This window comes from Geodermatophilus sp. SYSU D01105 (assembly GCF_054050095.1).
On the sequence record NZ_JBJGYR010000027.1, the window covers coordinates 13,645 to 39,535 of the forward strand.

The 25,891-nt window shown below is 75.1% G+C and carries 24 protein-coding genes and 1 tRNA gene; 13 read left to right on the forward strand and 12 right to left on the reverse strand.

All coding sequences use genetic code 11. From position 1 onward, the window contains the following. The first annotated feature begins 67 nt into the window (after positions 1–67). The 3 genes from ACI79I_RS21080 (at position 68) to ACI79I_RS21090 (ending at position 3,465) form a co-directional block, all read left to right on the forward strand. Complete coding sequence (locus ACI79I_RS21080) at positions 68–1,420, forward strand: sensor histidine kinase (RefSeq protein WP_456994275.1); 1,353 nt, start codon at positions 68–70, stop codon at positions 1,418–1,420. Positions 1,421–1,531: 111 nt separating this feature from the next. Next, positions 1,532–2,689 carry an MFS transporter gene (locus tag ACI79I_RS21085; RefSeq protein ID WP_456994276.1) on the forward strand — a complete coding sequence of 386 codons (1,158 nt, stop codon included), beginning with the start codon at positions 1,532–1,534 and terminating at the stop codon, positions 2,687–2,689. Positions 2,690–2,892: 203 nt separating this feature from the next. After that, entirely contained in the window at positions 2,893–3,465 is a 573-nt protein-coding gene (locus ACI79I_RS21090; RefSeq protein ID WP_456994277.1) for an AMIN-like domain-containing (lipo)protein, read from the forward strand. 65 nt (positions 3,466–3,530) lie between these two features. Here the strand turns inward: ACI79I_RS21090 and ACI79I_RS21095 are convergent, their stop codons facing one another. Beyond that, positions 3,531–3,863, reverse strand: a complete 333-nt coding sequence (locus tag ACI79I_RS21095) for a hypothetical protein (RefSeq protein ID WP_456994278.1) — start codon at positions 3,861–3,863, stop codon at positions 3,531–3,533. Next, positions 3,860–4,747 (reverse strand): mycothiol conjugate amidase Mca, encoded by an 888-nt coding sequence (gene mca / locus ACI79I_RS21100; RefSeq protein ID WP_456994279.1) that lies wholly within the window; start codon positions 4,745–4,747, stop codon positions 3,860–3,862. Before mca ends, ACI79I_RS21095 begins: the two co-directional genes overlap by 4 nt. A gap of 217 nt (positions 4,748–4,964) precedes the next feature. On the opposite strand from mca, the gene greA reads away from it, so the two are divergent. The 3 genes from greA to ACI79I_RS21115 are packed head-to-tail and all read left to right on the forward strand — an operon-like array spanning position 4,965 to position 6,354. Continuing rightward, complete coding sequence (greA, locus tag ACI79I_RS21105) at positions 4,965–5,468, forward strand: transcription elongation factor GreA (RefSeq protein ID WP_456994280.1); 504 nt, start codon at positions 4,965–4,967, stop codon at positions 5,466–5,468. Between the two features lie 14 nt (positions 5,469–5,482). Continuing rightward, positions 5,483–5,812, forward strand: a complete 330-nt coding sequence (locus ACI79I_RS21110) for an RNHCP domain-containing protein (protein ID WP_456994281.1) — start codon at positions 5,483–5,485, stop codon at positions 5,810–5,812. A 59-nt stretch (positions 5,813–5,871) separates the two neighbouring features. Then, positions 5,872–6,354, forward strand: coding sequence for a nuclear transport factor 2 family protein (locus tag ACI79I_RS21115; protein ID WP_456994282.1), 483 nt, complete (start codon positions 5,872–5,874; stop codon positions 6,352–6,354). Positions 6,355–6,375: 21 nt separating this feature from the next. Here ACI79I_RS21115 and ACI79I_RS21120 read toward each other — a convergent pair whose 3' ends face one another. Both ACI79I_RS21120 and ilvA read right to left on the reverse strand, forming a co-directional pair. Beyond that, positions 6,376–8,487, reverse strand: a complete 2,112-nt coding sequence (locus tag ACI79I_RS21120; RefSeq protein WP_456994284.1) for a M3 family metallopeptidase — start codon at positions 8,485–8,487, stop codon at positions 6,376–6,378. 218 nt (positions 8,488–8,705) lie between these two features. Further along, a complete protein-coding gene (gene ilvA, locus ACI79I_RS21125; protein ID WP_456994285.1) occupies positions 8,706–9,929 on the reverse strand; it encodes a threonine ammonia-lyase in 1,224 nt (407 codons plus the stop codon). A 139-nt stretch (positions 9,930–10,068) separates the two neighbouring features. Between ilvA and ACI79I_RS21130 the strand changes: the two genes are divergently transcribed. From ACI79I_RS21130 to ACI79I_RS21140, 3 genes are all read left to right on the forward strand, one after another. Further along, a complete protein-coding gene (locus tag ACI79I_RS21130) occupies positions 10,069–11,559 on the forward strand; it encodes a sigma 54-interacting transcriptional regulator (protein WP_456994286.1) in 1,491 nt (496 codons plus the stop codon). A 2-nt stretch (positions 11,560–11,561) separates the two neighbouring features. Further along, positions 11,562–13,547: a VWA domain-containing protein gene (locus tag ACI79I_RS21135; protein WP_456994287.1), complete on the forward strand. Its 1,986-nt coding sequence runs from the start codon at positions 11,562–11,564 to the stop codon at positions 13,545–13,547. Between the two features lie 99 nt (positions 13,548–13,646). Continuing rightward, positions 13,647–14,468 carry an alpha/beta fold hydrolase gene (locus tag ACI79I_RS21140; protein WP_456994288.1) on the forward strand — a complete coding sequence of 274 codons (822 nt, stop codon included), beginning with the start codon at positions 13,647–13,649 and terminating at the stop codon, positions 14,466–14,468. Here the strand turns inward: ACI79I_RS21140 and ACI79I_RS21145 are convergent. Beyond that, on the reverse strand, positions 14,434–15,798 hold the full coding sequence (locus ACI79I_RS21145; protein ID WP_456994289.1) for a DUF2252 domain-containing protein: 1,365 nt from the start codon (positions 15,796–15,798) through the stop codon (positions 14,434–14,436). The two genes, ACI79I_RS21140 and ACI79I_RS21145, sit on opposite strands and share 35 nt — an antisense overlap. A gap of 68 nt (positions 15,799–15,866) precedes the next feature. On the opposite strand from ACI79I_RS21145, the gene ACI79I_RS21150 reads away from it, so the two are divergent. Both ACI79I_RS21150 and ACI79I_RS21155 read left to right on the forward strand, forming a co-directional pair. Further along, positions 15,867–16,886: an SGNH/GDSL hydrolase family protein gene (locus tag ACI79I_RS21150; RefSeq protein ID WP_456994290.1), complete on the forward strand. Its 1,020-nt coding sequence runs from the start codon at positions 15,867–15,869 to the stop codon at positions 16,884–16,886. Positions 16,887–17,312: 426 nt separating this feature from the next. Next, the gene (locus ACI79I_RS21155) at positions 17,313–18,533 is read left to right on the forward strand and encodes an acetyl-CoA C-acetyltransferase (protein ID WP_456994291.1); all 1,221 of its coding nucleotides are present in this window, start codon (positions 17,313–17,315) and stop codon (positions 18,531–18,533) included. A gap of 197 nt (positions 18,534–18,730) precedes the next feature. Here the strand turns inward: ACI79I_RS21155 and ACI79I_RS21160 are convergent, their stop codons facing one another. The 4 genes from ACI79I_RS21160 to ACI79I_RS21175 all read right to left on the reverse strand — a co-directional run bounded on the left by ACI79I_RS21160 (position 18,731) and on the right by ACI79I_RS21175 (position 22,040). Further along, on the reverse strand, positions 18,731–19,576 hold the full coding sequence (locus ACI79I_RS21160; protein WP_456994292.1) for a Bax inhibitor-1/YccA family protein: 846 nt from the start codon (positions 19,574–19,576) through the stop codon (positions 18,731–18,733). A 130-nt stretch (positions 19,577–19,706) separates the two neighbouring features. Further along, positions 19,707–19,780 (reverse strand) — tRNA-Leu (locus ACI79I_RS21165). 82 nt (positions 19,781–19,862) lie between these two features. Further along, positions 19,863–21,245: an NAD(P)/FAD-dependent oxidoreductase gene (locus tag ACI79I_RS21170; protein ID WP_456994293.1), complete on the reverse strand. Its 1,383-nt coding sequence runs from the start codon at positions 21,243–21,245 to the stop codon at positions 19,863–19,865. An 18-nt stretch (positions 21,246–21,263) separates the two neighbouring features. After that, positions 21,264–22,040, reverse strand: a complete 777-nt coding sequence (locus tag ACI79I_RS21175; protein ID WP_456994294.1) for a uracil-DNA glycosylase — start codon at positions 22,038–22,040, stop codon at positions 21,264–21,266. Between the two features lie 61 nt (positions 22,041–22,101). Here ACI79I_RS21175 and ACI79I_RS21180 point away from each other — a divergent pair, with 61 nt between their 5' ends. Further along, positions 22,102–22,404 carry a DUF4235 domain-containing protein gene (locus ACI79I_RS21180; protein WP_456994295.1) on the forward strand — a complete coding sequence of 101 codons (303 nt, stop codon included), beginning with the start codon at positions 22,102–22,104 and terminating at the stop codon, positions 22,402–22,404. A 137-nt stretch (positions 22,405–22,541) separates the two neighbouring features. Then, on the forward strand, positions 22,542–23,783 hold the full coding sequence (locus ACI79I_RS21185; protein ID WP_456994296.1) for a GNAT family N-acetyltransferase: 1,242 nt from the start codon (positions 22,542–22,544) through the stop codon (positions 23,781–23,783). Between the two features lie 41 nt (positions 23,784–23,824). Here ACI79I_RS21185 and ACI79I_RS21190 read toward each other — a convergent pair whose 3' ends face one another. The 3 genes from ACI79I_RS21190 to ACI79I_RS21200 are packed head-to-tail and all read right to left on the reverse strand — an operon-like array spanning position 23,825 to position 25,880. Further along, complete coding sequence (locus ACI79I_RS21190; protein WP_456994297.1) at positions 23,825–24,775, reverse strand: Ppx/GppA phosphatase family protein; 951 nt, start codon at positions 24,773–24,775, stop codon at positions 23,825–23,827. Continuing rightward, positions 24,772–25,299 (reverse strand): DUF501 domain-containing protein, encoded by a 528-nt coding sequence (locus ACI79I_RS21195; protein ID WP_456994298.1) that lies wholly within the window; start codon positions 25,297–25,299, stop codon positions 24,772–24,774. Before ACI79I_RS21195 ends, ACI79I_RS21190 begins: the two co-directional genes overlap by 4 nt. Beyond that, the gene (locus ACI79I_RS21200; RefSeq protein ID WP_456994299.1) at positions 25,296–25,880 is read right to left on the reverse strand and encodes an FtsB family cell division protein; all 585 of its coding nucleotides are present in this window, start codon (positions 25,878–25,880) and stop codon (positions 25,296–25,298) included. The genes ACI79I_RS21195 and ACI79I_RS21200 overlap by 4 nt, the downstream gene beginning before the upstream one ends. Positions 25,881–25,891 lie beyond the last annotated feature (11 nt).

Genomic DNA, 25,891 nt, shown 5'->3' on the forward strand with positions numbered 1-25,891 from the left:
CCGGCACGGCATCCTGGCGCCCACCGACCGTGGTGCCCGACGGCGACGGCGGAAGGGGACGACGCCCGTGCGCACCCGCATCATCGGAGTCGCCCTGCTGGCCTCCGTCCTCGCCATCTGCCTGTTCGGGGTGCCCCTGGGCGTGGGCGTGCTCCAGTACGCGCTCCAGCACGAGCGCGGCCACCTGGTGCAGGTGGCCAGCGACGTGGCGATCGAGGTGTCCGCCGACGTGGACGACCACTTCGTCGACCCCGATGACCTCACCGAACTCGACGACGACGGTCACCACCGGTCCGCTGCCGTGTACGACGACGACGGCGACCTCCTGGCCGGGTCCGTGCCGATCGACGACCCCGACCTGGTGGAGGAGACGCTCGACGGCGACGTGAGCACCGGGACCGAGGGGGACGTCCTCGTCGCCGCCGTCCCCGTGACGCACTCCGAAGACGTGATCGGTGCCGTGGTCGTCACCGGGTCCCGCGGCGCCGTGCTGGACAACGTCGTCCTCGTCTGGGCGGGGATGGCCGGGCTCGCGGTCGCCGCGGTGGCCATCGCCTGGCTCGTCGGCCGCCGCCAGGCGCGCCGGCTGGCCGGCCCCCTGGAGGACCTCGAGGACCGGGCCCGTCGGCTCGGGGACGGCGACTTCAGCGTCCGCAGCCGCCGGGGCGGGATCGAGGAGATCGACTCGGTGGGAGCGGCACTGGACACCACCGCCGCCCGCCTCGACGACATGCTCGCCCGGGAACGCGCGTTCTCGGCCGACGCCTCCCACCAGCTGCGGACCCCCCTGTCCGGCCTGCGGCTGCGCCTGGAGGCGGCGCTGGAGGAGCCCGACGACGACCTGCGGCAGGCCATCGCCGCGAGCCTGGCCGACGCCGACCGCCTCGAGGCGACCATCGAGGAACTGCTCGCCCTCGCCCACGCCGACCAGGGCGGGCAGGCCGCCCCCATCGACGTCGGCGCCCTCGTCGGCGAGCTCTCACCGGAGTGGGGAGCCCGGCTGGCGCTGCACGGCCGGGACCTCGAGGTCCACGTCGAACCCGGCACCCCGGACGCGTGGGCGTCGACCGCGGCGGTGCGGCAGGTGCTCGCCGTGCTGCTCGACAACGCCACCACGCACGGCGGCGGAACGGTCACCGTCGCCGTCCGCGAGGCCGCGGGCGCCGTGGCGATCGACGTCTGCGACGAGGGCCCCGGGCTGCCGGCGGCCGACGCCGGGCTGTTCACCCGGCGGGCCGACCGACGTGACGGGCACGGCATCGGACTGGCGCTGGCGCGCCGGCTCGCCGAGTCCGCGCAGGGGCGACTGGAGCTGCAGCGCGCCTCGCCACCGGTGTTCACCCTCCTCCTCCCGCCGGTGGGGGGAGACACCGCGACCGGGCGGGAGGTGGACGCCACGGTCCGGCCCGCCGCCGGCTGAACTTGCTCCCGGGCGGCCGGTGCTGGACAGTCCTGGCCCGATGCCGTCGCACGCCTCGAGGAGCCGGGTGACCCGAGGTCGCCGCCCCGGTCCCCCTCGCTCCCCCCACTGATGGCCGGCCCCTCGTCGCGGCCGGTCCGGCTGCTCCAGGTCAACGCGTTCGTCAGCATCCTCGACCGCTTCGCGATGCCGCCGATGCTCCTCGCGATCGCCGCCGACCTCGACGTCCCGCTGTCGGCGGTGGTCCAGGCGGCCGGCGCCTACTTCCTGGCCTACGGGCTCAGCCAGCCGGTCTGGGGACTCGTGTCGGACTCCCTGGGCCTGGTCCGCACCATGCGGCTGGCACTGGTGGTCGCCGGCCTCGCCGCGTTCGCCGCCGCCGGGGCGGGGACGCCGCTGGCGCTGGGCCTGGCCCGCGGCGTGGGCGGCGCGTTCTTCGGCGCGGCCTACCCGGCCGGGATCATCTACGTCGGCGACACCGTGCCCGCCGACCGGCGCCAGCGGGAGCTGACCCGGCTCATGGTCGGGGTGGCGTTCGGCACCGCGCTCGCCTCGGCGGGTGCCGGGGCCGTCGCCCAGCTGTCCTCCTGGCGCGCGGTCTTCCTCACCACGGGAGCCGCGGCGCTGGTGCTGTGCGTGGCACTGCGCCGCCTGCCCGAACCACCGCGCACCCGGACCCACCGTGGTCCGCTGACCCCGCTGCTCACGGTCGCACGGTCCCGGTCGGCGAGGTTCGTGCTGGGCCTGGCCTTCGTCGAGGGCGGCGTGGTCCTCGGCGCCCTCACCCTCCTCCCGGCCGCGGTCGAGGCGGCCGGTGCGCCGCCGGCCCTCGCCGGCGGTGTGACCGCCGTCTACGGCGTCGCGGTGTTCGTCTTCGCGGCGGTGGTGGGCCGGCTCTCCCGTCGCGTGCACCCGTCGCGGCTGATCGCCGTCGGCGCCGCCTCGGCGGTCGCCGCCTGCCTGCTGCTGGCCTCGTCGCGGACGGCGGTCGCCGCGATCGCCGTGACGCTGCTGCTCGGCCTCACGTGGGCGGCCATGCACTCGTCGCTGCAGACCTGGGCGACCGAGGTGCTGCCCGCGGCCCGGGCCACCGTGGTGTCGCTGTTCGCGGGGGCGCTGTTCTGCGGCAGCGCGCTGGCGGCGGTCGCCGTCGCGGACCTGGCCGACGCCGGCCGCTACCGGACCATCTACCTGCTGGCCGGACTCGTCGCCGTCCCCCTCGGGCTCGTGGCCGTCTGGGGCCGGGCCCGGTGGCGGCGGCCGGCCTGAGGCGCGACCAGCACGGGTCACGCTGAGCACACTCTGCCCGACGGTGCGAGCAGGCGCGCCGTAGTGTTGTGGAACTGTGCCGGTGGAGGTCGCTGACCTTCGGCGATCGGGGACGACGAAGGCCCTGGCGACCCGGCGGCGAGTCGGCTGATCCTGACCACGCCGCCCGGAGTGGTGCGGCACACATCTCCAGGAGGCTCGCCATGAACCGGTCCCGCGCTCGGGTCCTCGTCTTCCTCGTCTCGGCCCTGGCCGCCGTGGGGCTGATCGCCCCGGCCACGGCCTCCGCCAGCCCGTACTGCGACATCACCTGGGGCTCGAAGGCCCGGTCGGTGAACGCCGCGGAGCCGGGCGACGACCTCGTGTCCGACATCCGCGCCGGGCGGCACGCCTGCTACGACCGGGTCGTCATCGACGTGGCCGAGGTGTCGGGCTTCGACGCCTGGTCGGTCCGCTACGTGCCGGCGGTCCGGCAGGCCGGCAGCGGCAACGTCGTCCCGCTGCGGGGCGGCGCGGCGCTGCAGGTGACGCTGGGCGCGGCCGCCTACGACGAGAACGGCGACCCGACCTACTCGCCGGCCAACCCGCGTGAGGTGGTCGACGTCCGCGGCTACACGACCCTCCGCCAGGTGCGGTGGCTGGACTCCTTCGAGGGCCAGACGAACGTGGGCATCGGGACGCGCGCCCGGCTGCCGTTCCGCGCCTTCGTCATCGAGGGTTCCTCGGCCGGCGTCGACCGGCTGGTCATCGACGTCGCGCACCGCTGGGAGCAGTGAGCGCACCCGCCGTCCCCGGTCCGCCCGGGGCCGGCGGCGTCACCCCCCGGCGACGGCCGGTCCGGTCAGCCCTGGGCTCCGGGCCGGCCGTCGCCGTCCCGGCGGGGCGGCTCGATGGCCAGGGGCGCCCGGCGCAGGGTGTCGAGCAGTTCCTGTCCCGGCTCCTTGCGCTCCTCGAGCAGTTCCGCCGGGGTGTCGGGGACGACGACCCGCGGGCCCTCGTCGGCGGGGTCGTCGAAGCTGCGCGGCAACCGCGCGAGGTGCCGGCTCATCGACTTCACCAGCAGCGCGGTGGCGATGAGCAGCAGCACGATGAGCAGCAGGCCGAGCGGGCCGGACTTGCCGACGTCCTCGGGCAACTGCTCGCCCGCGGCGGCCAGGACGGTCGCGGCGGTCATCGGACGGTCACCTCGCTGCGCACCCCGGCGAACAGGTCGTCCTCGGGGACCGTGGAGTCGACGACGGAGCGGGCCAGCTCGTAGTCCTCGGTCGGCCACACCTGCTGCTGGACCTCCAGCGGGCAGGCGAACCACCGCCCGTTCGGGTCGATCTGCGTGGCGTGGGCGATCAGCGCGGCGTCCCGGGTGGCGAAGTGGTCGGCGCAGTGCACCTTGGTGGTGACCCGGTGGGACATGTCCCGGTCGGGGTCCCAGTTCTCCAGCCACTCGGTGTACGGGGACTCCTGGCCGGAGGCGAGGATCGCCTCGTGCAGGGCCCGCGTCCGGGGCAGCGTGAAGCTCATGTGGTAGTAGAGCTTCAGCGGCTGCCAGGGCTCACCGAGCTCCGGGTAGCGGTCGGGGTCACCGGCGGCCTCGAAGGCGTGCACCGAGACCTCGTGGGTCTTGATGTGGTCGGGGTGCGGGTAGCCGCCGCGCTCGTCGTAGGTCGTGATGACGTGCGGCTTGAACCGGCGGATCAGCTCCACCAGCGGCGCCGCGGCCTCCTCGGTCGGCACCAGCGCGAAGCAGCCCTCGGGCAGCGGCGGCAGCGGGTCGCCCTCCGGCAGGCCCGAGTCGACGAAGCCGAGGAACTCCTGCTCGATCCCGAGGATCTCCCGCGCCCGGGCCATCTCCTCCCTGCGGATCTCGGGCAGGCGCTCCCAGACCTCGGGCCGGTCCAGCGCCGGGTTGAGCACCGAGCCGCGCTCACCTCCGGTGCAGGTCGCCACCAGGACGCGGACACCTTCCGCGACGTACTTCGCCATCGTCGCGGCGCCCTTGCTCGACTCGTCGTCGGGGTGGGCGTGCACGGCGAGCAGGCGCAACGGGTCTGCTTCGGTCACCCGGTCATTGTCCCCCGGGAGTACGACGGCCCGCCGCCCGCACCGGCGCCCGATCGGGTGGACGTGCTGCTCGTCACCCTCCGAGCCGCTACCGTTCCGCATCCCGGCGGGCGTGATCAGCGGAACACGACCGCGTCCCGCCGGTGTTACGTTGGTCGTTCTGAACGCGGCCGTTCCCCGGGCGGGGGGCGGCCACCGACTTTTCAGGAGCAATGCCGTGTCCACCCCCACTGACGAGCAGGACCAGGGCGTCTGGCTGACCCAGGAGGCCCACGACCGGCTCAAGGCCGAGCTCGACCAGCTGGTGGCGGGCCGCCCGGCCATGGCCGCCGAGATCAACGCCCGCCGCGAGGAGGGCGACCTCCGGGAGAACGGCGGCTACCACGCCGCCAAGGACGAGCAGGGCAAGCAGGAGGCCCGCATCCGCCAGCTGGAGGACCTGCTGCGCAAGGCGCGGGTCGGGGACGCCCCGACGACGGCCACCCACGCGGCGACCGGCACCGTCATCACCATCCGCTTCCAGGGCGACGACGAGACCGAGAAGTTCCTCCTCGGCTCCCGGGAGATCGCCGGCACCACCGGGCTGCAGGTCTACTCCCCCGAGTCGGCCCTCGGGTCGGCGATCATGGGTGCCGAGCCGGGTGCGACGGTCACCTACACCGCACCGAACGGCCGGGACATCACCGTCGACGTGGTCGCGGTCGAGCCGTTCGTCCCCTGAGCGGCCCGGTCCGCGTGACCCGCGGCACCCGCTCCCGCCGGGCGGAGAACACCGGGTTCACCTGCGTGCACTGCGCCGCGGCGGTGCCGGCGAACACCGACGGCCACTACCGCAACCACTGCCCGACCTGCCTGTGGTCGCTGCACGTCGACGACCTCCCCGGCGACCGCGCCAGCGAGTGCCGGGCGCCGATGGAGCCGATCGGGCTGGTGGAGAAGTCGGGCAAGGGCTGGCAGGTGGTCCACCGCTGCACGGCGTGCGGCCACCGCCAGCCCAACCGGCTCGTGCGCGAGGGCGACGGCCCCGACGACCTGGACGTCGTCCTCGGCCTGCCCTGGCTGTGAACGCCTGAGGGGACTCCCGAGGTCCTGGCCGGTTCCCACCGCGGTGGGAACCGGCCAGGATGGCGGTCTTCCGTGGCACCGGCCGTCGGGGCGCCCTGGCGGCCACACCGTGCGAGGAGGGCCGGGCGGTGGAGGACAACCGGGCGGTCGTGGCCGACGCCTTCACGGCGTGGTCGCGCGGCGAGCGACACGTGTCGGGCATCTTCGCCGCCGAGATGACCTGGGAGATCGTCGGCCGGTCCCGCGCGGCCGGGACCTACGGCAGCGCGCAGCAGTTCAGCGACGAGGTGCTGCACCCGTTCGCCGCGCGCTTCCGGCCGGATGCGCCGTTCCGGCCGGTCGACGTCCGGGGGGTCCACGCCGACGGTGACACGGTCATCGTCGTGTGGGACGGCGAGGGCACCACCACGGCGGGGACGGTCTACCGCAACACCTACGCCTGGTTCCTGACCCTGCGCGACGGCCGCGTCGTCCACGGCACGGCCTTCTACGACAGCATCGCCTTCGACGAGCTGTGGGACGGCGTCCGGCCGGCGACCTGAGCGCCTCGGACGGCTGCGCTCTCAGCGGGGCTCCTGCCCCTCCCCGGCGTCCGGGCCCCCGGCCGCGGCGGGGAGCAGCCCACGGCGGCGCAGCAGCGGCGTCGGGTCGGCGTCCCGGCCGCGGACGGCGCGGAAGGCCTCCAGCGGGTCCACCGACCCGCCGACCGACAGCAGCCGCTCGCGGAAGACGTCGCCGTTCTCCCGCCGCAGACCGCCGTTCTCCCGGAACCACTCCACCGTGTCGGCGTCGAGCACCTCCGACCAGATGTAGGAGTAGTACCCGGCCGCGTACCCACCCGCGAAGACGTGCTGGAAGTACGTGGTCCGGTAGCGCGGCGGGACCAGCTCGTAGGCGACGCCGGCCGCGTCCAGGGCCGCCCGCTCGAACTCCTGGGGGTCGCCGACCTCCGTCTCCGTCGTGATCCGGTGCCAGGCCTGGTCCAGCAGCGTCGCCGCGAGGTACTCCAGCGTCGCGAACCCCTCGCCCCACAGCCGGGCCGCCTCGATCGCCTCGACCACGCTGGCCGGGAGCGGCTCCCCGGTCTCGACGTGCCGGGCGTAGGTGCCGAGGACCTCCGGCTCGAGGGCCCACATCTCGTTGACCTGGCTCGGGAACTCCACGAAGTCGCGCGGCACGCTGGTGCCGGAGAACCGCGGGTAGGTGACCGCGGAGCTCAGCCCGTGCAGCGCGTGGCCGAACTCGTGGAAGAGCGTGTCGACCTCGTCGAGGGTCAGCAGCGTCGGCTGCCCGTCGGCACCGCGCGTGACGTTGAGGTTGTTGACCACCACCGGCTTGGCGTCCAGCAGCCGTGACTGGGTGACGAAGGAGCTCATCCAGGCCCCGCCGCGCTTGCCCTCCCGCGCGAAGTAGTCGCCGAGGTAGAGGCCGACGGTCTCCCCCGTCGCGTCGGTGACCGCCCAGACCCGGACGTCGGGGTGGTAGCCGACGAGGTCGGGGCGCGGGGTGAAGCGGTACCCGTAGAGCAGCTCGGCGGCGCGGAAGACTCCGTCGACCAGCACCCGCTCCAGCTCGAACCAGGGCCGCAGTGCGGCGGTGTCGACGGCGTAGCGCTCGGCCCGCACCCGCTCGCTGTAGAACGCCCAGTCCCACGGCGCGAGGTCGGTCACCCCGTCGCGGGCGGCGACCTCGGCGAGGGCGGCCGCCTCGGCCCGGGCGTTGGCCAGCGACGGCCCGACCATGGAGGCCAGCATCGCGTCGACCGCCGCGGTGGTCCGCGCGGTCGAGTCGGCCAGCACCAGGTCGGCGTGGGTGGCGAAGCCGAGCAGCCGGGCGCGCTCGGCTCGCAGCCGGGCGATCCGCACCGCCACCGGACCGTTGTCGTGCTCCCCGTCGGAGGCGCGGCCGACCGAGGCCTCGAAGACGCGGCGACGCAGCGCGCGGTCGCGCAGCTTGGCCAGCACCGGTTGGCCGGTGGGCAGCAGCAGCGGCAGCAGGAAGCCGTCGACCCCGCGGTCGGCGGCCGCCCGCGAGGCGGCGGCCACCTCCGCCTCGCCGAGCCCGTCGAGCTCCGCGGCGTCGGCCACCACCACCGCTGCGGCCTCGGTGGCCACCTGCAGGTTCTGGCCGAACGTCGTCGACAGGGCCGACAGCTCGCCGTTGAGCTCCGAGAGCCGGGCCCGGCCCGCGTCGTCGAGCCGGGCTCCGGAGAGGACGAAGTCCAGGTGGTAGCGCTCCACGAGCCGGACGGCCTCGGCGTCCAGCCCGGCCCCGTGCCGCGCGGCGTGGACGGCGTCGATCCGCGCGAACAGCTCGGGGTCCAGCCGCAACGCGTCGGCGTGCGCGGACTCCAGCGGCGCGAGCTCGCGCTCGATCTCGCGCAGCCGGTCGGAGGAGACCGACGAGGCGAGGTTGTGGAACACCGCCCCGGCGCGGCGGTAGAGCCGGCCGGAGCGCTCCAGGGCGACCACGGTGTTCTCGAACGTCGGCGGCTCGGGGGAACCGACGATGGCCGCCACCTCCGCGCGCTGCTCGGCCATCCCGGCGAGCACGGCCTCGCGGCAGTGCTCCAGCGTGGTCGCCTCGAACGGCGGCAGCTGCAGCGGCAACGGGGACGGCTCGAGCAGCGGGTTGTCGGCGGAGGGGACGGCGGGCACGGGATCGACGGCGCTCATCACCGCCCACTGTGTCACTGCGGCCGGCTGCCGTCCCGGCCACCACCGAGCCGCACCGACGGCGGTACGAGCGCGGTGGTCGCACCGGAGCGCTCGACCACCCCCTCGACGACCACCGCGTCGCTCACGAGGGGCACGGTGCACGACCCTGCTCCGTGCGCCGCGTCCCGCCGGATGCGGCGCACGGGGTGTGGACGGCGGCGGCCGGAACTCGTCGGTCAGCCGGTGGTGACCGCGTAGCCGGCGCGCTCCAGCCGGCCGAGGACCTCCTCGGCGTGCTCGGGTCCGCGGGTCTCCAGGACGACGAAGACCTCCACCTCGCCGAGGTCCAACCGGGTCGCCGTGCGCTCGTGCTCGACCTCCAGCACGTTGGCGCCGGCGTCGGCCAGCTCGCCGAGCACCGCCGCCAGTGACCCCGGGCGGTCGGGCACCCGCAGCCGCAGCCGCAGGTACCGGCCGGCCGCCGCCATGCCGTGCTGGACGACCTTGAGCAGCAGGACCGGGTCGATGTTCCCGCCGGAGACCACGGCGACCACCGGTGGGCGGAAGGCCGCAGGGTCGGCCAGCACGGCCGCGACTGCCGCGGCCCCGGCCGGTTCGACCACCAGCTTGGCCCGCTCCAGGCAGAACAGCAGCGCGCGGGAGAGGTCCTCCTCGCTGACCGTGCGCACCTCGTCGACCAGGTCGCGGACGTGGGCGAAGGTCAGCTGCCCCGGCGCCCCCACGGCGATGCCGTCGGCCATGGTGGCCATCCCGCCCAGCGCCACCGGCCGGCCGGCGGCCAGCGACCCGGGGAACGCGGCCGCCGCCTCCGCCTGGACGGCGACCACCCGCACCTCCGGACGACGGGCCTCCACCGCCGCGGCGATCCCCGAGACCAGCCCGCCCCCACCGGTGCAGACGACGACGGTCGCGACGTCGGGGCACTGGTCGAGCACCTCGAGGCCCACGGTGCCCTGGCCGGCGATCACGTCGGGGTGGTCGAACGGGTGGATGAACACCGCTCCGGTGCGCTGCGCGTGCTCGGCCGCCGCGGCGAGGGCCTCGGTCAGCGTGGCCCCGCCCAGCCGGGCGTCGGCGCCGTACCCGCGGGTGGCGGCCACCTTGGGCAGCGGGGCGCTCTCGGGCATGAAGACCGTGGACCGGATGCCGAGCAGCTGCGCGGCCAGCGCGACGCCCTGCGCGTGGTTGCCCGCGCTGGCGGCGACGACCCCGCGGGCCCGTTCGTCGGCGCTCAGGCGGGCCAGCCGGGCGTACGCGCCGCGGATCTTGAACGAGCCGGTGCGCTGCAGGTTCTCGCACTTGAGCCACACCGGCCCGCCGGTGCGCTCGGCCAGCGCGCGGGAGTGCTCCAGCGGCGTCCGCCGGACGACGCCGTCGAGGAGGGCGGCCGCCGCCTCGACCTCCGCCCCGCTGACCAGGGGCACCTCCGCAGCGCTCACGGGCCGATCCTCGCAGGCGACGAGATCGACGTCCTCCCCCCGAGGGGAGGCTCCTCGGCAGCGGGCCACGGGCGGGTCCTCGCAGGCGGGAGCCGCCGACGGGTGCCCCCACCGGCGGCGGCGTCGTACCGTGGCTGGGGTGACGGACCCGGGCACCACAGCCTCCGCTCCCCCCGCTCCCACGACCCTGGGCGCGCTCCGCGACAGCGGGGCCACCTTCCGGCCGGTGAAGGCCGAACTCCGCGCCAACCTGCTCGCCCGCCTGGGGGCCGGCGAGCCGAGCCTGCCCGGCATGGTGGGCTTCGAGGACACCGTCGTCCCCGAGGTGGAGCGCGCCCTCATCGCCGGCCACGACCTGGTCCTGCTCGGCGAGCGGGGGCAGGGCAAGACGCGGCTGATCCGCACCCTGGTGGGCCTGCTCGACGAGTGGACGCCGGTGCTGGCCGGCAGTGAGCTCAACGAGCACCCGCTGCACCCGATCAGCGTCTGGGCGCACCGGCAGATCGCCGAGCACGGCGACGCCACCCCGGTCGGCTGGCTGCACCGCAGCGAGCGGTTCGGCGAGAAGCTGGCCACGCCGGACACGAGCGTCGGCGACCTCATCGGCGACGTCGACCCGATCAAGGTCGCCGAGGGCCGGACCCTGGGCGACCCCGAGACGGTCCACTACGGCCTGGTGCCGCGCACCAACCGCGGCATCTTCAGCGTCAACGAGCTGCCCGACCTCGCCGAGCGCATCCAGGTGGCGCTGCTCAACGTGCTGGAGGAGCGGGACATCCAGATCCGCGGGTACCGCGTGCGCCTGCCGCTGGACCTGCTGCTGGTCGCCAGCGCCAACCCCGAGGACTACACCAACCGCGGGCGGATCATCACCCCGCTCAAGGACCGCTTCGGCGCGGAGGTGCGCACCCACTACCCGATCGAGCTGGCCGACGAGATCCGGCTGCTGCACCAGGAGGCGCACACCAGCTGGCTCAGCGTGGCGGGTGCGGGGCAGTCGGGCACCTCGGCCGGCGACGGGCACTTCGACTCCCCCGTCATCCCCGAGCACCTGGCCGAGATCGTCGCCCGGTTCACCCGGCTGGTGCGCGAGTCCAACCACGTCGACCAGCGCTCCGGGGTCAGCGCCCGGTTCGCGATCGCCGGGTTGGAGACCGTCGCCGCCTCCGCCGTCCGCCGGGCCGCCGTCGCCGGGGAGACCCGGCCGGTGGCGCGGGTGGTGGACCTGCCCAGCGTCGTCCCGGCCAGCCGCGGGAAGGTCGAGTTCGCCGACGCCGGCACCGACCCGGACGACGAGCGGGAGCTGGAGATCCTCGAGCACCTGCTGCGCCAGGCGACCGCCCAGACCTTCCGTGCCCGCTGCGCCGGGCTGGACCTCACCGGGCTGCAGGAGCACTTCACCGGCGGGGAGACCGTCGAGTCCGGCGAGCTGGTGCCCGCCGCGGCGCTGCTGGGCCAGCTCGGCACCATCCCGAAGCTGGCCGAACTGCTGGGCCGGCTGGGCGTACCGGAGGGCGAGCAGTCCGCCGAGCAGGCCGCCGCCGCGGTGGAGTTCGCCCTGGAGGGGCTCTACCTCACCCGGCGCCTGGCCAAGGACACCGACGGTTCCCGCACGGTGTACGGGGCCTGACCATGCCCTCGCGGCGCGGACGCGGCCACCGCTACTCCCGTTGGCACGGCGGGCCCGACCCGCTGGCCCCGCCCTACGACCTGGGCAGCGCCGTCGACGAGATCGGCGACTCGGTGCTCGGCGGCAGCGGGGTCCGCGAGGCCCTGCGCGAGCTGCTGCGCCGCGGCATGGACGGACGCCGCGGCATGGACGAGCTGCGCCGGTCGGTGCGCGACCGGCTCCGCCAGGCGCGCCAGGCCGGCCGGATGGACGGCACCCTGCAGGAGGTCCGCGAGCTGCTGGACCGGGCGCTGGAGGCCGAGCGGCGCGAGCTGTTCCCCGACCCGGACGACGGCGCGCGGCTGGCCGAGGCCGAGCTCGACGCGCTGCCGGAGGACACCGCCGGCGCCGTCCGGGCGCTGAAGGACTACGGCTGGCGGTCGGACGAGGCCCGGCAGGCCTACGAGCAGATCCAGGACCTGCTGCGCCGCGAGGTGCTCGACAGCTCCTTCGCCTCCATGAAGCAGGCACTGCAGAACGCCACCGAGCAGGACATGCAGGCCGTCAAGGACATGGTCGCCGACCTCTCGCAGCTCATCGACGCGCACAACCGCGGCGAGGACACCGACGAGCAGTTCGCCGACTTCATGGACAAGCACGGTCAGTTCTTCCCCGACGACCCGCAGTCGATCGACGAGCTCATCGACTCCCTCGCCCGCCGGGCCGCCGCGCAGGAGCGGATGATGGCCGGCCTGTCGGCCGACCAGCGCGCCGAGCTGTCCGAGCTGATGGCGCAGACCATGGCCGACATGGGCCTGGCCAGCGAGATGGCCCACCTGCAGGACGCCCTCCGCCAGGCCCGCCCCGACCTGCCATGGGGACAGCGCGGTCAGGTGCCCGACGGCGAGCAGGGCCTGGGCCTGGGCGACGCGACCAGCGCGGTCGCCGAGCTCGCCGACCTCGAGGCGCTGTCCAACCAGCTCTCGCAGGGCTATGCCGGCGCCTCGCTGGCCGACGTCGACGAGGAACTGCTGGAGCGGGCGCTGGGCCGGCCGGCCGTCGACGACCTGGCCGCGCTGCGCCAGCTGGAGCGGGAGCTCGAGCGGCAGGGCTACCTCAACCGCTCCGACGGCAGGCTGGAGCTCTCCCCCAAGGCGGTCCGCCGGCTGGGGGCCACCGCGCTGCGGCGGGTGTTCGCCAAGCTCGACGCCACCGGCCGCGGCGAGCACGACGTCGCCGACGCCGGCGCCGCCGGTGAGCTGACGGGGAGCAGCCGGGAGTGGCGGTTCGGCGACGAGCAGCCGCTGGACGTCGTCCGGACGGTGAAGAACGCCGTCCTGCGCACCGCGCACGAGCCCCGGCGCGAGGGCGAGCGGCAGGTGCGGATCGCCGTCGAGGACTTCGAGGTCGTGGAGACCGAGCGGCGCACCGGTGCCGCCGTCGCGCTGCTGGTCGACCTCTCCTACTCGATGGCGCTGCGCGGCACGTGGGGCGCGGCCAAGTCGACGGCGATGGCACTGCACTCGCTGGTGACCACCCGCTTCCCGCAGGACGCCATCCAGATCATCGGGTTCTCCTCCACCGCGCAGGTGCTGCGGCCGGAGACCCTCGCCGAGCTGTCGGTGGACACGCTGCAGGGCACCAACCTGCAGCACGGGCTGATCCTGGCCCGCCGGTTCCTCGCCCGGCACCGGGACGCCGAGCCGGTGGTCCTGGTGGTCACCGACGGGGAGCCGACCGCGCACCTGGAGGACGACGGGACGCCGTTCTTCTGCTGGCCGCCGATGCCCGAGACGATCGCCCGCACCGTCGCCGAGGTGGAGCGGGTGGCCCGGTCGGGGGCGACGATGAACGTCTTCGCGCTCGACCCCGAGCCGGGGCTGGTGCACTTCGTCCACGACATCACCCAGCGGGCCGGTGGCCGGGTGTTCACGCCCGACAGCGAGCGGCTCGGCGAGTACGTGGTCGCCGACTACCTCCGCACCCGGAGGGGTCGTCGGGCCCGCTGAGACAGGACGCCGGGAGGTCCGGCCCTCCCCACCCTCGCGGGCTCGGGACGGCACCGGACGGCGGCGCTGACTCCCGCCGTCCCGCGGGGTCGTACCGGCATGACCGAGTACGTCCAGACCGAGGACGGCGTCCGGATCGCCTACGACCGCGAGGGCGCCGGCCAGCCACTGGTCCTCGTCGGCGGTGCCGGGCAGTTCCGCGCCGTCGACCCCGACACCCGCGCGCTGACCACCGAGCTGGCCGCCCGCGGCTTCGACGTCGTCCACCACGACCGCCCCGGCCGCGGCGACAGCGGCAGGGAGCCGCCGTTCCGGCTGGCCGGGGAGGTCGCCGCCATCCGTGCCCTGCTCGGCGTGGTCGGTGGGCGGGCGTGGCTGTACGCCAGCTCCTCCGGCGGCGCGATCGCCCTCGCCGCGGCGGCCGAGCTGCCGGGCGTGGAGCGCCTGGTGCTGTGGGAGGTGCCCCTCGACGACGAGGAGGGCACCGACGGCGCGGACCACCTGGCCGCCGTCCGGGCGCTGGTGGCCGCCGACGACCGGGAGGGCCTGTGGCGGCTGTGGACCGAGGGCATGCCCCCGGAGTGGTTCGAGTCGATGCGTTACGGACCGCAGTGGCCGCTGTTCGAGCGGATGGCACCCACCCTCGAGGCCGACGCCGAGGCGCTGGCGTGGACGCAGTCCGCACCGCGGCGGCAGCTGTGGGCCTCGGTCACCGCCCCCACGGTGGTGCTGCTCGGCGCCTCGACCTTCCCGTTCATGTCGGCCGCCGCCGAGTCGATCGTCGCGGCCCTCCCCTCCGCCGAGCGCGCCGAGATCCCCGGCAGCGGTCACCGCTGGCGCGCGGCCGACCTCGCCACCTGCATCGCCGGGTACCTGCCCGGACGGGTCAACGGCGTACCGGCTGCGCACCGCTCGAGCTGATGCCGGGGATGTCCCCGGCGCGGAAGGCGTCGACGAACAACCGGTGGTCCTCCTGGGTGCGCCGGGCGTAGGCCGCGGCGAACGCGGTCAGGTCCCGGACGAACTCCTCGCGCCGGTCCCCGACCATCGCGGTGATCGCCTCCTCGGTCTGGAACGCCACCAGCGTGTGGTCGCTGTCCACGTCGCCCACGCAGTGCACCTTCGCCGTCGCCCGGCCCAGCTGGGTCATCACCGGCGCGATCTCCTCGGGCTCGGTGAGGTCCTCCCAGTCCAGGTCGACCTCGTAGGGCGAGAGCTCCTGGACGACGAACCCGACGCCGTCGATCTCGGTGTGCCCGAGGAACTGCGAGGCGTTGGCCTGCAGCGCCCGCTGGCTGACCGCCGTCCGGTGGCCCTCGTGCTCGAAGTACCCGCGGATCCCGGGGTCCCGGACGATCCGGCTGGGCGCCGGCACGTTCCCCTGCTTCAGCGAGAGGACGACGTCGTTCTCCAGCGCCTGGTCGTAGCCCTCGATGAGCACGTTGTAGGCGGGCAGGCCGGCGCTGCCGATGCCGAAGCCGCCGGTCGCGATCACGTCCTTGACGTCGTAGGCCACGTCGCGCCGCCGGCGCGGTGGGTACACCGTCTCCCGCCACCGGTCGAGGGCGGCCAGCACCCGGTCGCGCTCGGCGTCGCCCAGCCGGCGGTTGCGCGGGCCCTCCGCGAAGCGCCGCTCGAAGTTCTCGACGACGGTCATCCGGTCCAGCAGCGCCTGCCGCGTGCGGGCGGTGGTCCGGAGGATGGCCTCGTGCACCGCCCCCTCGGTGTTCTCCCGGACCAGCGCGAAGGAGCGGTCGTCCTCGAGGCGGGTGAACGCGGCGACCTGGTCGAGGTAGGCGTGCAGGTACCGGCCGAGCAGGTCGGCGATGACGTCGTCCCCCAGCGCCTTGCGCCAGGCCAGCAGCGCGAAGCTGGCGACGAACCGGCGGAGGTCCCAGCTGACGTGGCCCAGGTAGGCCTCGTCGAAGTCGTTGACGTCGAAGACGATCCGCCCGGCGCCGTCCATGTAGGTCCCGAAGTTCTCAGCGTGCAGGTCGCCCTGGATCCACACCCGGCTGGTGCGCTCGTCGCACCAGCGGTCCTCCAGCCGGGCCATGTCGGCGTAGAAGAGGCAGGCGCTGCCCCGGTAGAACGCGAACGGGTCGGCCGCCATTTTGCGGAACTTGGTCCGGAAGGCGTCGGCGTCCGCGGTCATCAGCTCGGAGAACGCGTCGACCAGCACGTCGACGATCTGCCGCGACCGGTCGCCGTCCGGACGGCCACCGCTGCCCCCTGCGAGGGAATCCGCCATGGGGGGACCGTAGGGGGCGGTTAGCCTGCGGGACAGGTGCTTCACGCAACTGGAGGACGGGGACGGCGGTGACTCGAGCGAGCGCGGCATGGCGACTGGCCACCGGTGCCGCCTACGGCGGCGGTGGCGTGGGCCTGGCCGGGGCCGGGCTGGTCGCGCTGCTGCGGGCGCAGGCGCGCGCCGCCCGACGGCGGGTCGAGGCTCGGACGGCCAAGGCCGACCCGCCCTCGGGCGACGGCATCTACGGCCGCGGCCGCGGCAAGCCGATCGTCCTCGCCGTCCTCGGTGACTCCAGCGCCGTGGGCCTGGGCGTGGAGCGGGCCGCCGAGACCCCTGGCGTGCTGCTCGCCGCCGCACTGGCGGAGCTGGCGGAGCGACCCGTGCGGCTGGTCCGGCTCGCGGTCTCGGGCGCGGAGTCCCACGAGCTCGAGGAGCAGGTCGACAAGGCCCTCGTCGAGCACCCCGACGTCGTGCTGATCATGATCGGGGCCAACGACGTCACCAGCCGCACCCGGCCCTCGGTCTCGGTGCGGCACCTGCGCGATGCCGTCCGCCGGCTGGTCGAGGCGGGCGCGGAGGTCGTCGTCGGCACCTGCCCGGACCTGGGCACGATCCGGCCGATCGGCCAGCCGCTGCGGTTGCTGGCCCGCCGCTGGAGCCGGCAGCTGGCCGCCGCGCAGACCATCGCCGTGGTCGAGGCCGGCGGGCGGACGGTGTCCCTCGGCTCCGTCCTGGGCCCGCGGTTCGCCGAGGACCGCGGCCTGTTCAGCGTCGACGAGTTCCACCCGAGCGCGGCCGGGTACGCCGCCGCGGCCGCGGTGCTGCTGCCCTCGATCGCCGACGCGCTCGGCGTCTGGCCCGCCTCGGCCGACAGGGGGCTGCGCAACCTGCGCCGCGACACCGTCCGCCCCGTCGCCCGTGCCGCCGCGCGCGCCGCCGGCCGCACCGGCACGGAGGTGCAGGCGACCGCGGTCCGGGGCTCGGAGACCGGTCCACGCGGTCCGTGGGCGCGGCTGCGCCGCCGCCGGCCCCCGGACCTGCCGACGCCCGAGCAGGCCGAACGCGCCGCCGAGTCGCCCACCGCCTGACGACAGCGGCGGGAGCATCGCAGCGAGCGCCAGCGAGCGAGGAGCGGACCGCCGCGCGGAGTCAGGCGAGACAGACACCGCCTGACGACAGCGGCGGGAGCATCGCAGCGAGCGCGGCCGCCGACAGGGAGTGAGCATCGCAGCGAGCGCCAGCGAGCGAGGAGCGGAGCGACCGCGGAGGCGGCCGGGGGGCGCAGCGAGCGAGGAGCGGAGCGACCGCGGAGGCGGCCGGGGGACGCAGCGAGCGAGGAGCGGAGCGACCGCGGAGGCGACCAGGGGCGCAGCGAGCGAGGAGCGGACCGGCCGCGCGGAGTCAGGCAGGAGACACCGCGCGACTGCCACCGCACCCGCATTACCGGGGAGTAGGTTCGGCACCGACCCGACGTCCGGCGTCCCCCGTCGGATCCGCCTCACCGTGGAGGACCCATGCCCGAAGCCGTCATCGTCGCCACCACCCGCTCCCCCATCGGGCGAGCGTTCAAGGGGTCGCTCAAGGACCTGCGGCCCGACGACCTCACCGCCACCATCGTGCGCGCGGCGCTGGACGAGGTGCCCGCGCTCGACCCGACCGACATCGACGACCTGATCCTCGGCTGCGGCCTGCCCGGCGGCGAGCAGGGCTACAACATGGCCCGCGTGGTGAGCGTCCTGCTCGGCATGGACCACCTGCCCGGCACGACCGTCACCCGCTACTGCTCGTCCTCGCTGCAGACCACCCGCATGGCGATGCACGCGATCAAGGCCGGCGAGGGCGACGTGTTCATCTCCGCCGGTGTGGAGATGGTGTCCCGCTTCGCCAAGGGCAGCAGCGACGGGCTGCCGGACACCAAGAACCCGGTGTTCGACGACGCGGAGGCCCGGGTGGCCAAGACCGCCGAGAGCGGCGCCGACTCGTGGACCGACCCCCGTGACAACGGCGAGCTGCCCGACATCTACATCGCCATGGGCCAGACCGCCGAGAACCTGGCGCTGCTCAAGGGCGTCTCCCGCGAGGAGATGGACGAGTTCGCCGTCCGCAGCCAGAACCTGGCCGAGCAGGCCATCGCCGAGGGCTTCTGGGCGCGCGAGATCACCCCGGTCACCACGCCCGACGGCACCGTCGTCAGCACCGACGACGGCCCGAGGCCGGGCACCACGCTCGAGGGGATCGCCGGGCTGAAGCCCGTCTTCCGGCCCGACGGGCGGGTCACCGCCGGCAACGCCTGTCCGCTGAACGACGGCGCCGCCGCGGTCGTCGTCATGAGCGACACCAAGGCCCGGGACCTCGGCCTGACCCCGCTGGCGCGGATCGTCTCGACCGCGGTGACCGGGCTGTCGCCGGAGATCATGGGCTACGGCCCGGTCGACGCCTCCAAGCTGGCCCTGCAGCGGGCGGGCATGAGCATCGGCGACATCGACCTCGTGGAGATCAACGAGGCGTTCGCCGCACAGGTCATCCCCAGCTACCGCGACCTGGGCATCGACCTCGACCGGCTCAACGTGCACGGCGGCGCGATCGCCGTCGGCCACCCCTTCGGCATGACCGGCGCCCGCATCACCGGCACGCTCATCAACGGCCTGCAGACCAAGGACAAGACATTCGGCCTGGAGACGATGTGCGTCGGTGGCGGCATGGGCATGGCGATGGTCCTCGAGCGCCTGAGCTGAGGCAGGACCCCGTCCCGCCCCACCCTGGGCACGCGCTCAGGGCGGGGACCGGGACGGGGCCGTGGCGCGGGCCCTGCAGGGGCCCGGGACGGCCAGTGGCCCGGCCCCCTCGCGGGGACCGGGCCACTGTCGTGTGATGGCCCCACTGCAGGGGCCCACGCCGAGCGTGCGAGGCGTGGGGGCAGCGGGGCCCTCTCTCAGTCGTTCTGCAGGTAGGACAGCAGCCGCAGGATCTCCAGGTACAGCCAGACGACCGTCACCAGCAGGCCGAAGGCGATGTACCAGGCGAACTTGGCAGGGGCGCCGCGGCGGATCGCCTCATCGGCCATGTCGAAGTCCAGCAGCAGCGAGAAGGCCGCCACACCGATCACGATGACGCTGAACAGGATGGCGATCGGGCCACCGCTGCGGAGGCCGAGGGCGTCACCGCCGACGAACAGGCTGACGACCAGGTTGACCAGGATCAGCGCCAGGACGCCGAACATGGCGCCGACGATCCAGCGGGTCAGCTTCGGGGTGACCCGGATGGCGCCGGTCTTGTAGACGATCAGCATGCCGGCGAAGACACCGAAGGTGCCGATGACCGCCTGCATGACGATGCCGGGGTAGAGGTTGTTGAACGCCTCGCTGATGGCACCGAGCGCGACGCCGTAGAGGGCGCCGTAGGCCAGGGTCGCGCCGGCGTTGGCGATCTGCTTGAACGAGATCACCAGGCCGAGCACGAAGGCCACCAGGACGGCGGGCAGGGCCAGGCCGAAGGCCAGCTCCTGCGGGAGCAGCGCCCAGGTGACGGCGGCCGAGACCACGGTGACGAGGAACGACAGGCCCGTCTTCTGGACGACGTCGTCCATCGTCATGTAGCGGGTGGTCGACGGCGCGTACGGCGACCGGGCGTACGGCGACGGCGCGGCGTACGGGTCCTGCGTCGGGGCGCCGTACTGGGGAGCGCCGTACTGCGGTGCACCCCACTGGCCGTACTGCTGGCCGTTGCCGGCAGCGGCGTTCGCGAAGCCCCGGCCGAAGACCGGGTTGTGGCTGGGCATCGTCATCTCCTCGAGGTGACCGAGCGGTTCGTGGGGTCAACGGTCCTGCACCCCACTCGTCCAGGTCAACGCCTGAACGTCCCCGTGCGTTCCTGCGAGTTCCCTGGACACCCGGACGAGGGGGTCGGCGTGCCCCCGGTCGGACTCGAACCGACACTCGGACCCTTTTAAGGGGCCTGCCTCTGCCGATTGGGCTACGGGGGCCTGCGGTGTCGAACGCTAGCCCCGCCGGGCCGCGCGCACCGCGAGCAGGGCCCCGGTCCCCCGGAGGGGGTGGCAGGGGTGGTCAGCTCGCCCGGGCGGAGCCGGACTGGGCGCGGTCGGCCGCCGACGGCGGGGGCAGCTGACCGGCCCGGCCGGTGTTGGCGGCCGCGACGAACTCCCGCCGCGGGTCCTGCAACTGGCCCAGGGAGATGACCTCCCGCCGGAACACCGCGGCGAGGGTCCAGTCCGCGACCACCCGTGCCTTGCGGTTGAACGTGGGGACCCGGCTGACGTGGTAGGTGCGGTGCATGAACCACGCCGGCCAGCCCTTGAGCTTCACGCCGTAGACCTGCGCGACACCCTTGTGCAGGCCGAGACTGGCCACCGAGCCCGCGTACGCGTGCCGGTAGGGCACCGGCTCCTCCCCGCGCAGGGTCAGCACCACGTTGTCGGCGAGCCGCTTGGCCTGCCGGACGGCGTGCTGCGCGTTGGGCGCCGTGGTGGCGCCGGGGTCGTCCTTGGTGAGGTCCGGGACGGCGGCCAGGTCGCCGGCCGACCAGGCGTCGGGGACCCCCTGCACCTGCAGGGTGGCCTCGCACACCACCCGGCCGCGCTGGTCCAGCGGCAGGTCGGTCTCGCCCAGCATCGGGTTGGGCTTGGTGCCCGCCGTCCACACCAGGGTGTCGCTGGCGAACTCCTCGCCGTCGGAGAGCCGCACCCGGCAGCCGTCGGAGATCGACTCCAGCCGGGTGTTGAGCCGCACGTCCATCCCCCGGGCGGTCAGCTGCTTGACCGTCCAGGCGGCCATGTCGAGGTCGACCTCGGGGAGGATCCGCCCCATCGCCTCGACCAGCACCCACCGCATGTCGGCCGGTGACAGCCGCGGGTAGTAGCGCTCGACCGCGTAGCGGGCCATGTCCTCGAGCTCGGCGAAGGCCTCGACGCCGGCGTACCCCCCGCCGACGAAGGTGAAGGTCAGCGCGCGGCGGCGGACCTCCGGGTCGTCGGTGGAGCTGGCCGCGTCGAGCCGGGCGAGGACGTGGTTGCGCAGGTAGATGGCCTCACCGACGTTCTTGAACCCGATGCCGTGCTCGGCCAGGCCCGGGATGGGCAGCGTGCGCGCCACCGAGCCCGCCGCCATGACCAGCACGTCGTAGGACAGCTCGAAGGGCTCGCCCTCGATGGGTGTGACGCGGGCGCGCTTCTCGGCGTGGCTGAGGCCGGTGACCGCACCGGTGATCACCCTGCAGCGCGGCAGGGTGCGGCGCAGCGGCACCACGACGTGCCGCGGCTCCACCGAGCCGGCCGCGGCCTCCGGGAGGAACGGTTGGTAGGTCATGTGCGGCTGCGGGTCGACGACGACGATCTCCGCCCGCCCCCGGGACAGCCGCTTCTGCAGCCGGAGGGCGGTGTAGAGGCCGACGTAACCGCCGCCGACGACCAGGACCACGGGTCGCTGCGCCATGGCAGGAGCCTAGGGCCGTCACCCGGTTCCCGGCACCGTCGCGGCGAGTTCGGTGGCCCGGGACAGCACCGCGTCGAGCATCGGCTCGGTGAGCTTGCCGGTGAAGGTGTTCTGCTGGCTGACGTGGTAGCTGCCCAGCAGGGTCAGCGGCCCGCGCGGCCCCTCCAGAGTCACCTCGGCCCCGTGCCCGAACGCCGGCCGCGGGCGGGGCAGCCGGTAGCCCGCCTCGGCCAGCACCGGCCACAGCGCCGTCCAGCCGAAGCCCCCGAGGACGACGACGACCCGCAGCCGCGGCAGCAGCGCCAGCTCCCGGGCCAGCCACGGCGAGCAGGTGTCCCGCTCCTCCGGCGTCGGGGCGTTGGCCGGCGGCGCGCAGCGCACGGCGGCGGCCACCCGGACGTCGGTGAGCGCCAGCCCGTCCCCGACGTGGGTGGACGTCGGCTGGTTGGCCAGCCCGGCCCGCCAGAGTGCGGCGAAGATCCAGTCACCGCTGCGGTCCCCCGTGAACACCCGCCCGGTGCGGTTGCCCCCGTGCGCGGCCGGCGCGAGCCCGACCACGGCGATGCGGGCGTCGGCCGGGCCGAGCCCCGGGACCGGCCGGCCCCAGTACTGCTGGTCGCGGAAGGAGGCCCGCTTGACGCGGGCCACCTCCTCCCGCCAGGCCACCAGCCGCGGGCACGCCCGGCAGCCGGACAGGCGGCTGTCGAGGACGGCGAGGTCGCGGCTGCCCCGAGCGGACCGGACGACCCCGGCGGGGCTGCGGGTCACCGGGAAGCCGGCGGCGTCGGTTGCCACCCCGCCAGGGAACCACCCCGCCGCGGGGGCGCCGGAACCGGCTCCGGTGCATGATCACGTCGTGGCACGGAGCATGAAGGAGAAGGCACCGGCGAGCTGGAAGCTGCTCTCGGCCGGGTTCGCGGTGCCCGCGGGCATCGCCGTCCGGAAGCTGACCGACGCCGCCTGGTACGGCGTGCGCGGCACCACGCCGCCGAAGAACCCGGCCGCCCCGGGGGTCAGCTGGGGCGAGGCGCTGGCGTGGGCCGCCGTCTCCGGCGTGGCCGTGGCGGCCGGGCGACTGGTCGCGGCCCGGGGGGCGGCGGCCAGCTACGAGAAGCTCACCGGCAAGCTGCCGCCGGGGATCAACCAGGGCACGACCTGACCCGCGTCGACCGCGGCGAGCGGCCCGGTCTCCCCCTTTCGGGGCGCGCCAGCACCCCGCCCTCCACCTAGCCTCGAACGCGGTCGGCGACCAGGACGGACGACGTGCCGGCGCCGACGGGTGAGGAGTGTGGACGGGTGGACGCAACGGTGTCGCTCCCCGGGCGGGGTCCCCGTGCCCGTGTCCCGGTCGCGGAGGACGGGGCCACCGGCCGGGTGATCCCGCTGCCGGTGCCCCCGGCGCCGGACCGGCGCACCACGGTCGTCCGCCAGCACGCCGACTTCGACGCGCTGGCGGGTGCGTGGGACGACCTCTGGGCCCGCTGCCCGTCGGCCACGCCGTTCCAGACCCACGCGTGGACCAGCGCCTGGGCGCGCGCCTACGTCCCGGCCGGGCAGCTCGTCGTGGTCACCGTGTGGGAGGACGGCGTCCTGGTCGCGGCCGCGGCACTGCACCGGGTCCGCCGGGGGCTGGTGCACCTGCTGGCCCCGCTGGGCGGGGACCTCTCCGACCACACCGACGTCCTGGTGGACCCCGAGGTGCCCGACGCCGGGCCCCGGCTGGTCCAGGCGCTGCTGCAGGTGCCCGGGTGGCGCCTGGTCGACCTGCCCGAGGTGCTCCCGGACGCCGAGGCGGCGCGCTGGGCGCAGGCCTGGCCCGGCCGGGTCCGTCGGACGACCGGATCGGTGCACCTGCACCTGCCGGCGCTGCCGGTGGCCGACGTCCTGGCCCGCGTCCCGGCACGGACGGCGGGGACCCTCCGCCGCAAGCTGCGCAAGGTCGAGAAGCTCGGGATCGAGCGGACGGAGGTGGCGCCCGCGTCCGTCGCGCGGGCCGTCCGGGACCTGGTCAGGCTCCACGGGGCGCAGTGGGCCGGCCGTCGCGGCAACCCCGAGCACCTCACCGACCGGTTCCGGCAGCACCTCGTCGACGCGCTCGCACCGATGATCGAGCGCGGCCAGGCGGTGTTCGTCGAGTACCGCCTGGACGGCGAGCTGGTGGCCAGCGAGGTCGACCTGGTGGGCTCCGAGCAGCTGGCCTACTACCTGGCCGGCATCTCCCCGGCGCTGCGCCAGCACATCGACACCGCCGTCCTCCTGGTCAGCGGCGCCCTCGAGCGCGCGACCCGGCTGGAGAAGGCCGAGTACTCGTTCCTCCGTGGTGAGGAGGACTACAAGCTCCGCTGGCGCCCCGCCGAGGTGACGAGCACGCGGCTCCTGCTCGCCCGCCCGGGACTGCTGGGCTCGGCCGGGTACTTCACGGCGACCGCCGTCATCGGCGGCGCCCTGGCGCTGGCCCGGCGCGCGCTGCGGGGCCGGGCACGCGACCTCGCCCGCACGGTCATGCACGGCCTGCGGGTGCTCCGGGCGCGGACGTAGAGCACCGGCCCGCTCGACCGGCACCCGCCGCCGCGCGCCGGTCAGCCGCGGGCGAGCCCCAGCGCGATGCCGTCGAGGATGTCGTGCTCGCTGACGACGACGTCGTCGAGGGCGAAGGCGTCCATGACCACCCGCAGGACCAGCGAGCCCGCGCCGATGACGTCGACCCGGCCGGGGTGCATGACCGCCTCGGCCGCCCGCCGCTGCCGCGTGGCCGTCAGCAGCCCCGCGGTCACCGCGCGGACGGCGGAGACGGGGATCCGCGAGCCGTGGATGGCGACCGGGTCGTAGGCGGGCAGCCCGAGGGCGAGGGCCGCGACCGTCGTCACCGAGCCGGCCAGCCCCACGAGCGTCGCCGCCTCGCCGACCGGCACCGTGGCGGCCACCTCGGTCAGGGCCGCGCGGATGTCGGCCTCCGCGCGCTGGATCTCGTCGGCCGTGGGCGGGTCGCCGTGCAGGTGCCGCTCGGTCAGCCGGACGCAGCCGACGTCGACCGAGCGGGCCGCCCGGACCCCGCCGGCGTCCCCGAGGACGAACTCCGTGGACCCGCCGCCGATGTCGACGACCAGGTACGGCGCCTTCGGTGCCGGCTGGCCGTGCGCGGCGACCGCGGCGTCCAGCGACGCGGTGGCGCCCAGGAACGACAGCCGCGCCTCCTCGTCGCCGGCCACGACATCGGGCAGCCGGCCCAGCGTCGCGACCACCATGTCCTCGAAGTCGGCGCGGTTGGCGGCGTCCCGGCTGGCGCTGGTGGCCACCATGCGGACCGCCGTCGCGCCGAGCTCGCGGGCCTGCACGGCGTACTCGGCGAGCACGACGCGGGTGCGCTCGATCGCCTCCGGTGCCAGCCGCCCGGTGGCGTCGACGCCCTGGCCGAGCCGGACGACCTCCATGCGGCGCAGCAGGTCGGTGTGCGGCCCCTCCGGCGGGACGTCGGCCACCAGCAGGCGGATCGAGTTGGTGCCGCAGTCGATCGCCGCCACGCGGGTCATCTCTCGTCCTCCCGGGCGCAGGGGCCGGTGGCCCACCACTCCCCCATCTCGGCCACCGCGCGGTCACCGATCGGGTTCACCCCGGGCCCGGCGGCGAGCGCGTGCCCGGCGAGGGCGTGCAGGCACTTGACGCGGTCGGGCATGCCGCCGGCGGTGTTGCGGGTCGGCAGCACGCCCAGGGCGTCGCGCTCGGCCAGGTAGGCCTCGTGCGCGGCCCGGTACCCCGCGGCCAGCTCGGGGTCGGTGCCCAGGTCGGCCTGCCACTCCTTCATCCGGCCGGTGGACTCCAGCCGGCTGGCCGCGGCGTTGGCCCGAGGGCAGGTCAGGTAGTAGAGCGTGGGGAACGGGGTGCCGTCCTCCAGCCGCGGGGAGGTCTGGACGACGTCGGGCTGCCCGCAGGGACAGCGGTGCGCCACGGCACGCAGGGCCCGGGGCGGCCGGCCGAGCTGCCGGGCGACGATCTCGCGGTCCTCCGGCCCGACCGGCTCCCGGACGCGGTCCCCGGGAGCGCGCGACTCGTTCACCCGCCCGGCTCCTCGTCCCCGTCGGCGACGGCGACCGACTGCAGCAGCGCGTCGTACCAGGGCAGCTCGGCGTCCGACTCCTCGGGGACGGTCCCGGCGTCGCCCTCCACGGCGTCGCCGTCGACCACCACCACCAGCCGGTCGCCGGGCAGCACGTAGGTCAGCCGTTCGCGCGCCTGCCGGATCTGGTAGTCGGGGTCGGCCTGGCGCTCCAGCTGCGCCTGCAGGTCCTCCGCCCGCTGGTCGAGGGCGGTGCCCTCGGCGGCCAGCCGGGCGAGCTCGGCGCGGCCGGCGAGGAACTGGCGGATCGGCCCGGCCAGGGTCAGCGCGAGCAGCAGCACCAGCCCGCCGAGCACCACCGCCCGGCCGGTGAACAGCGGGCGGCGGGGCGCGCCGGAGCCGGCCGCCGTCCGCGGGGTCCGGCGTCCGGGCCGGCGGGCCTCCGGCCGGCTGCCCGCACCGGACCGGTTGCCGGCCGGGACCGGGCGGGAGGCGGCCGTCGACAGCGGGCGACCGGTGGAACGACGCCGGGCGGGCGGGACCGGCCCCGCCCCGCCCCGGCGGCTCCGCGCACCGCTCATCGGCCGGGGGA

What these genes read in the sequence shown, in the direction of transcription:
- ACI79I_RS21085 (WP_456994276.1), top strand. Translation starts at nt 1,532, where the DNA reads ATGGCCGGCCCCTCGTCGCGGCCGGTCCGGCTGCTCCAGGTCAACGCG.
- ACI79I_RS21090 (WP_456994277.1), top strand. Translation starts at nt 2,893, where the DNA reads ATGAACCGGTCCCGCGCTCGGGTCCTCGTCTTCCTCGTCTCGGCCCTG.
- ACI79I_RS21095 (WP_456994278.1), bottom strand. Translation starts at nt 3,863, where the DNA reads ATGACCGCCGCGACCGTCCTGGCCGCCGCGGGCGAGCAGTTGCCCGAG.
- ACI79I_RS21115 (WP_456994282.1), top strand. Translation starts at nt 5,872, where the DNA reads ATGGCGGTCTTCCGTGGCACCGGCCGTCGGGGCGCCCTGGCGGCCACA.
- ACI79I_RS21120 (WP_456994284.1), bottom strand. Translation starts at nt 8,487, where the DNA reads ATGAGCGCCGTCGATCCCGTGCCCGCCGTCCCCTCCGCCGACAACCCG.
- ACI79I_RS21135 (WP_456994287.1), top strand. Translation starts at nt 11,562, where the DNA reads ATGCCCTCGCGGCGCGGACGCGGCCACCGCTACTCCCGTTGGCACGGC.
- ACI79I_RS21140 (WP_456994288.1), top strand. Translation starts at nt 13,647, where the DNA reads ATGACCGAGTACGTCCAGACCGAGGACGGCGTCCGGATCGCCTACGAC.
- ACI79I_RS21145 (WP_456994289.1), bottom strand. Translation starts at nt 15,798, where the DNA reads ATGGCGGATTCCCTCGCAGGGGGCAGCGGTGGCCGTCCGGACGGCGAC.
- ACI79I_RS21155 (WP_456994291.1), top strand. Translation starts at nt 17,313, where the DNA reads ATGCCCGAAGCCGTCATCGTCGCCACCACCCGCTCCCCCATCGGGCGA.
- ACI79I_RS21160 (WP_456994292.1), bottom strand. Translation starts at nt 19,576, where the DNA reads ATGCCCAGCCACAACCCGGTCTTCGGCCGGGGCTTCGCGAACGCCGCT.
- ACI79I_RS21170 (WP_456994293.1), bottom strand. Translation starts at nt 21,245, where the DNA reads ATGGCGCAGCGACCCGTGGTCCTGGTCGTCGGCGGCGGTTACGTCGGC.
- ACI79I_RS21190 (WP_456994297.1), bottom strand. Translation starts at nt 24,775, where the DNA reads ATGACCCGCGTGGCGGCGATCGACTGCGGCACCAACTCGATCCGCCTG.
- ACI79I_RS21200 (WP_456994299.1), bottom strand. Translation starts at nt 25,880, where the DNA reads ATGAGCGGTGCGCGGAGCCGCCGGGGCGGGGCGGGGCCGGTCCCGCCC.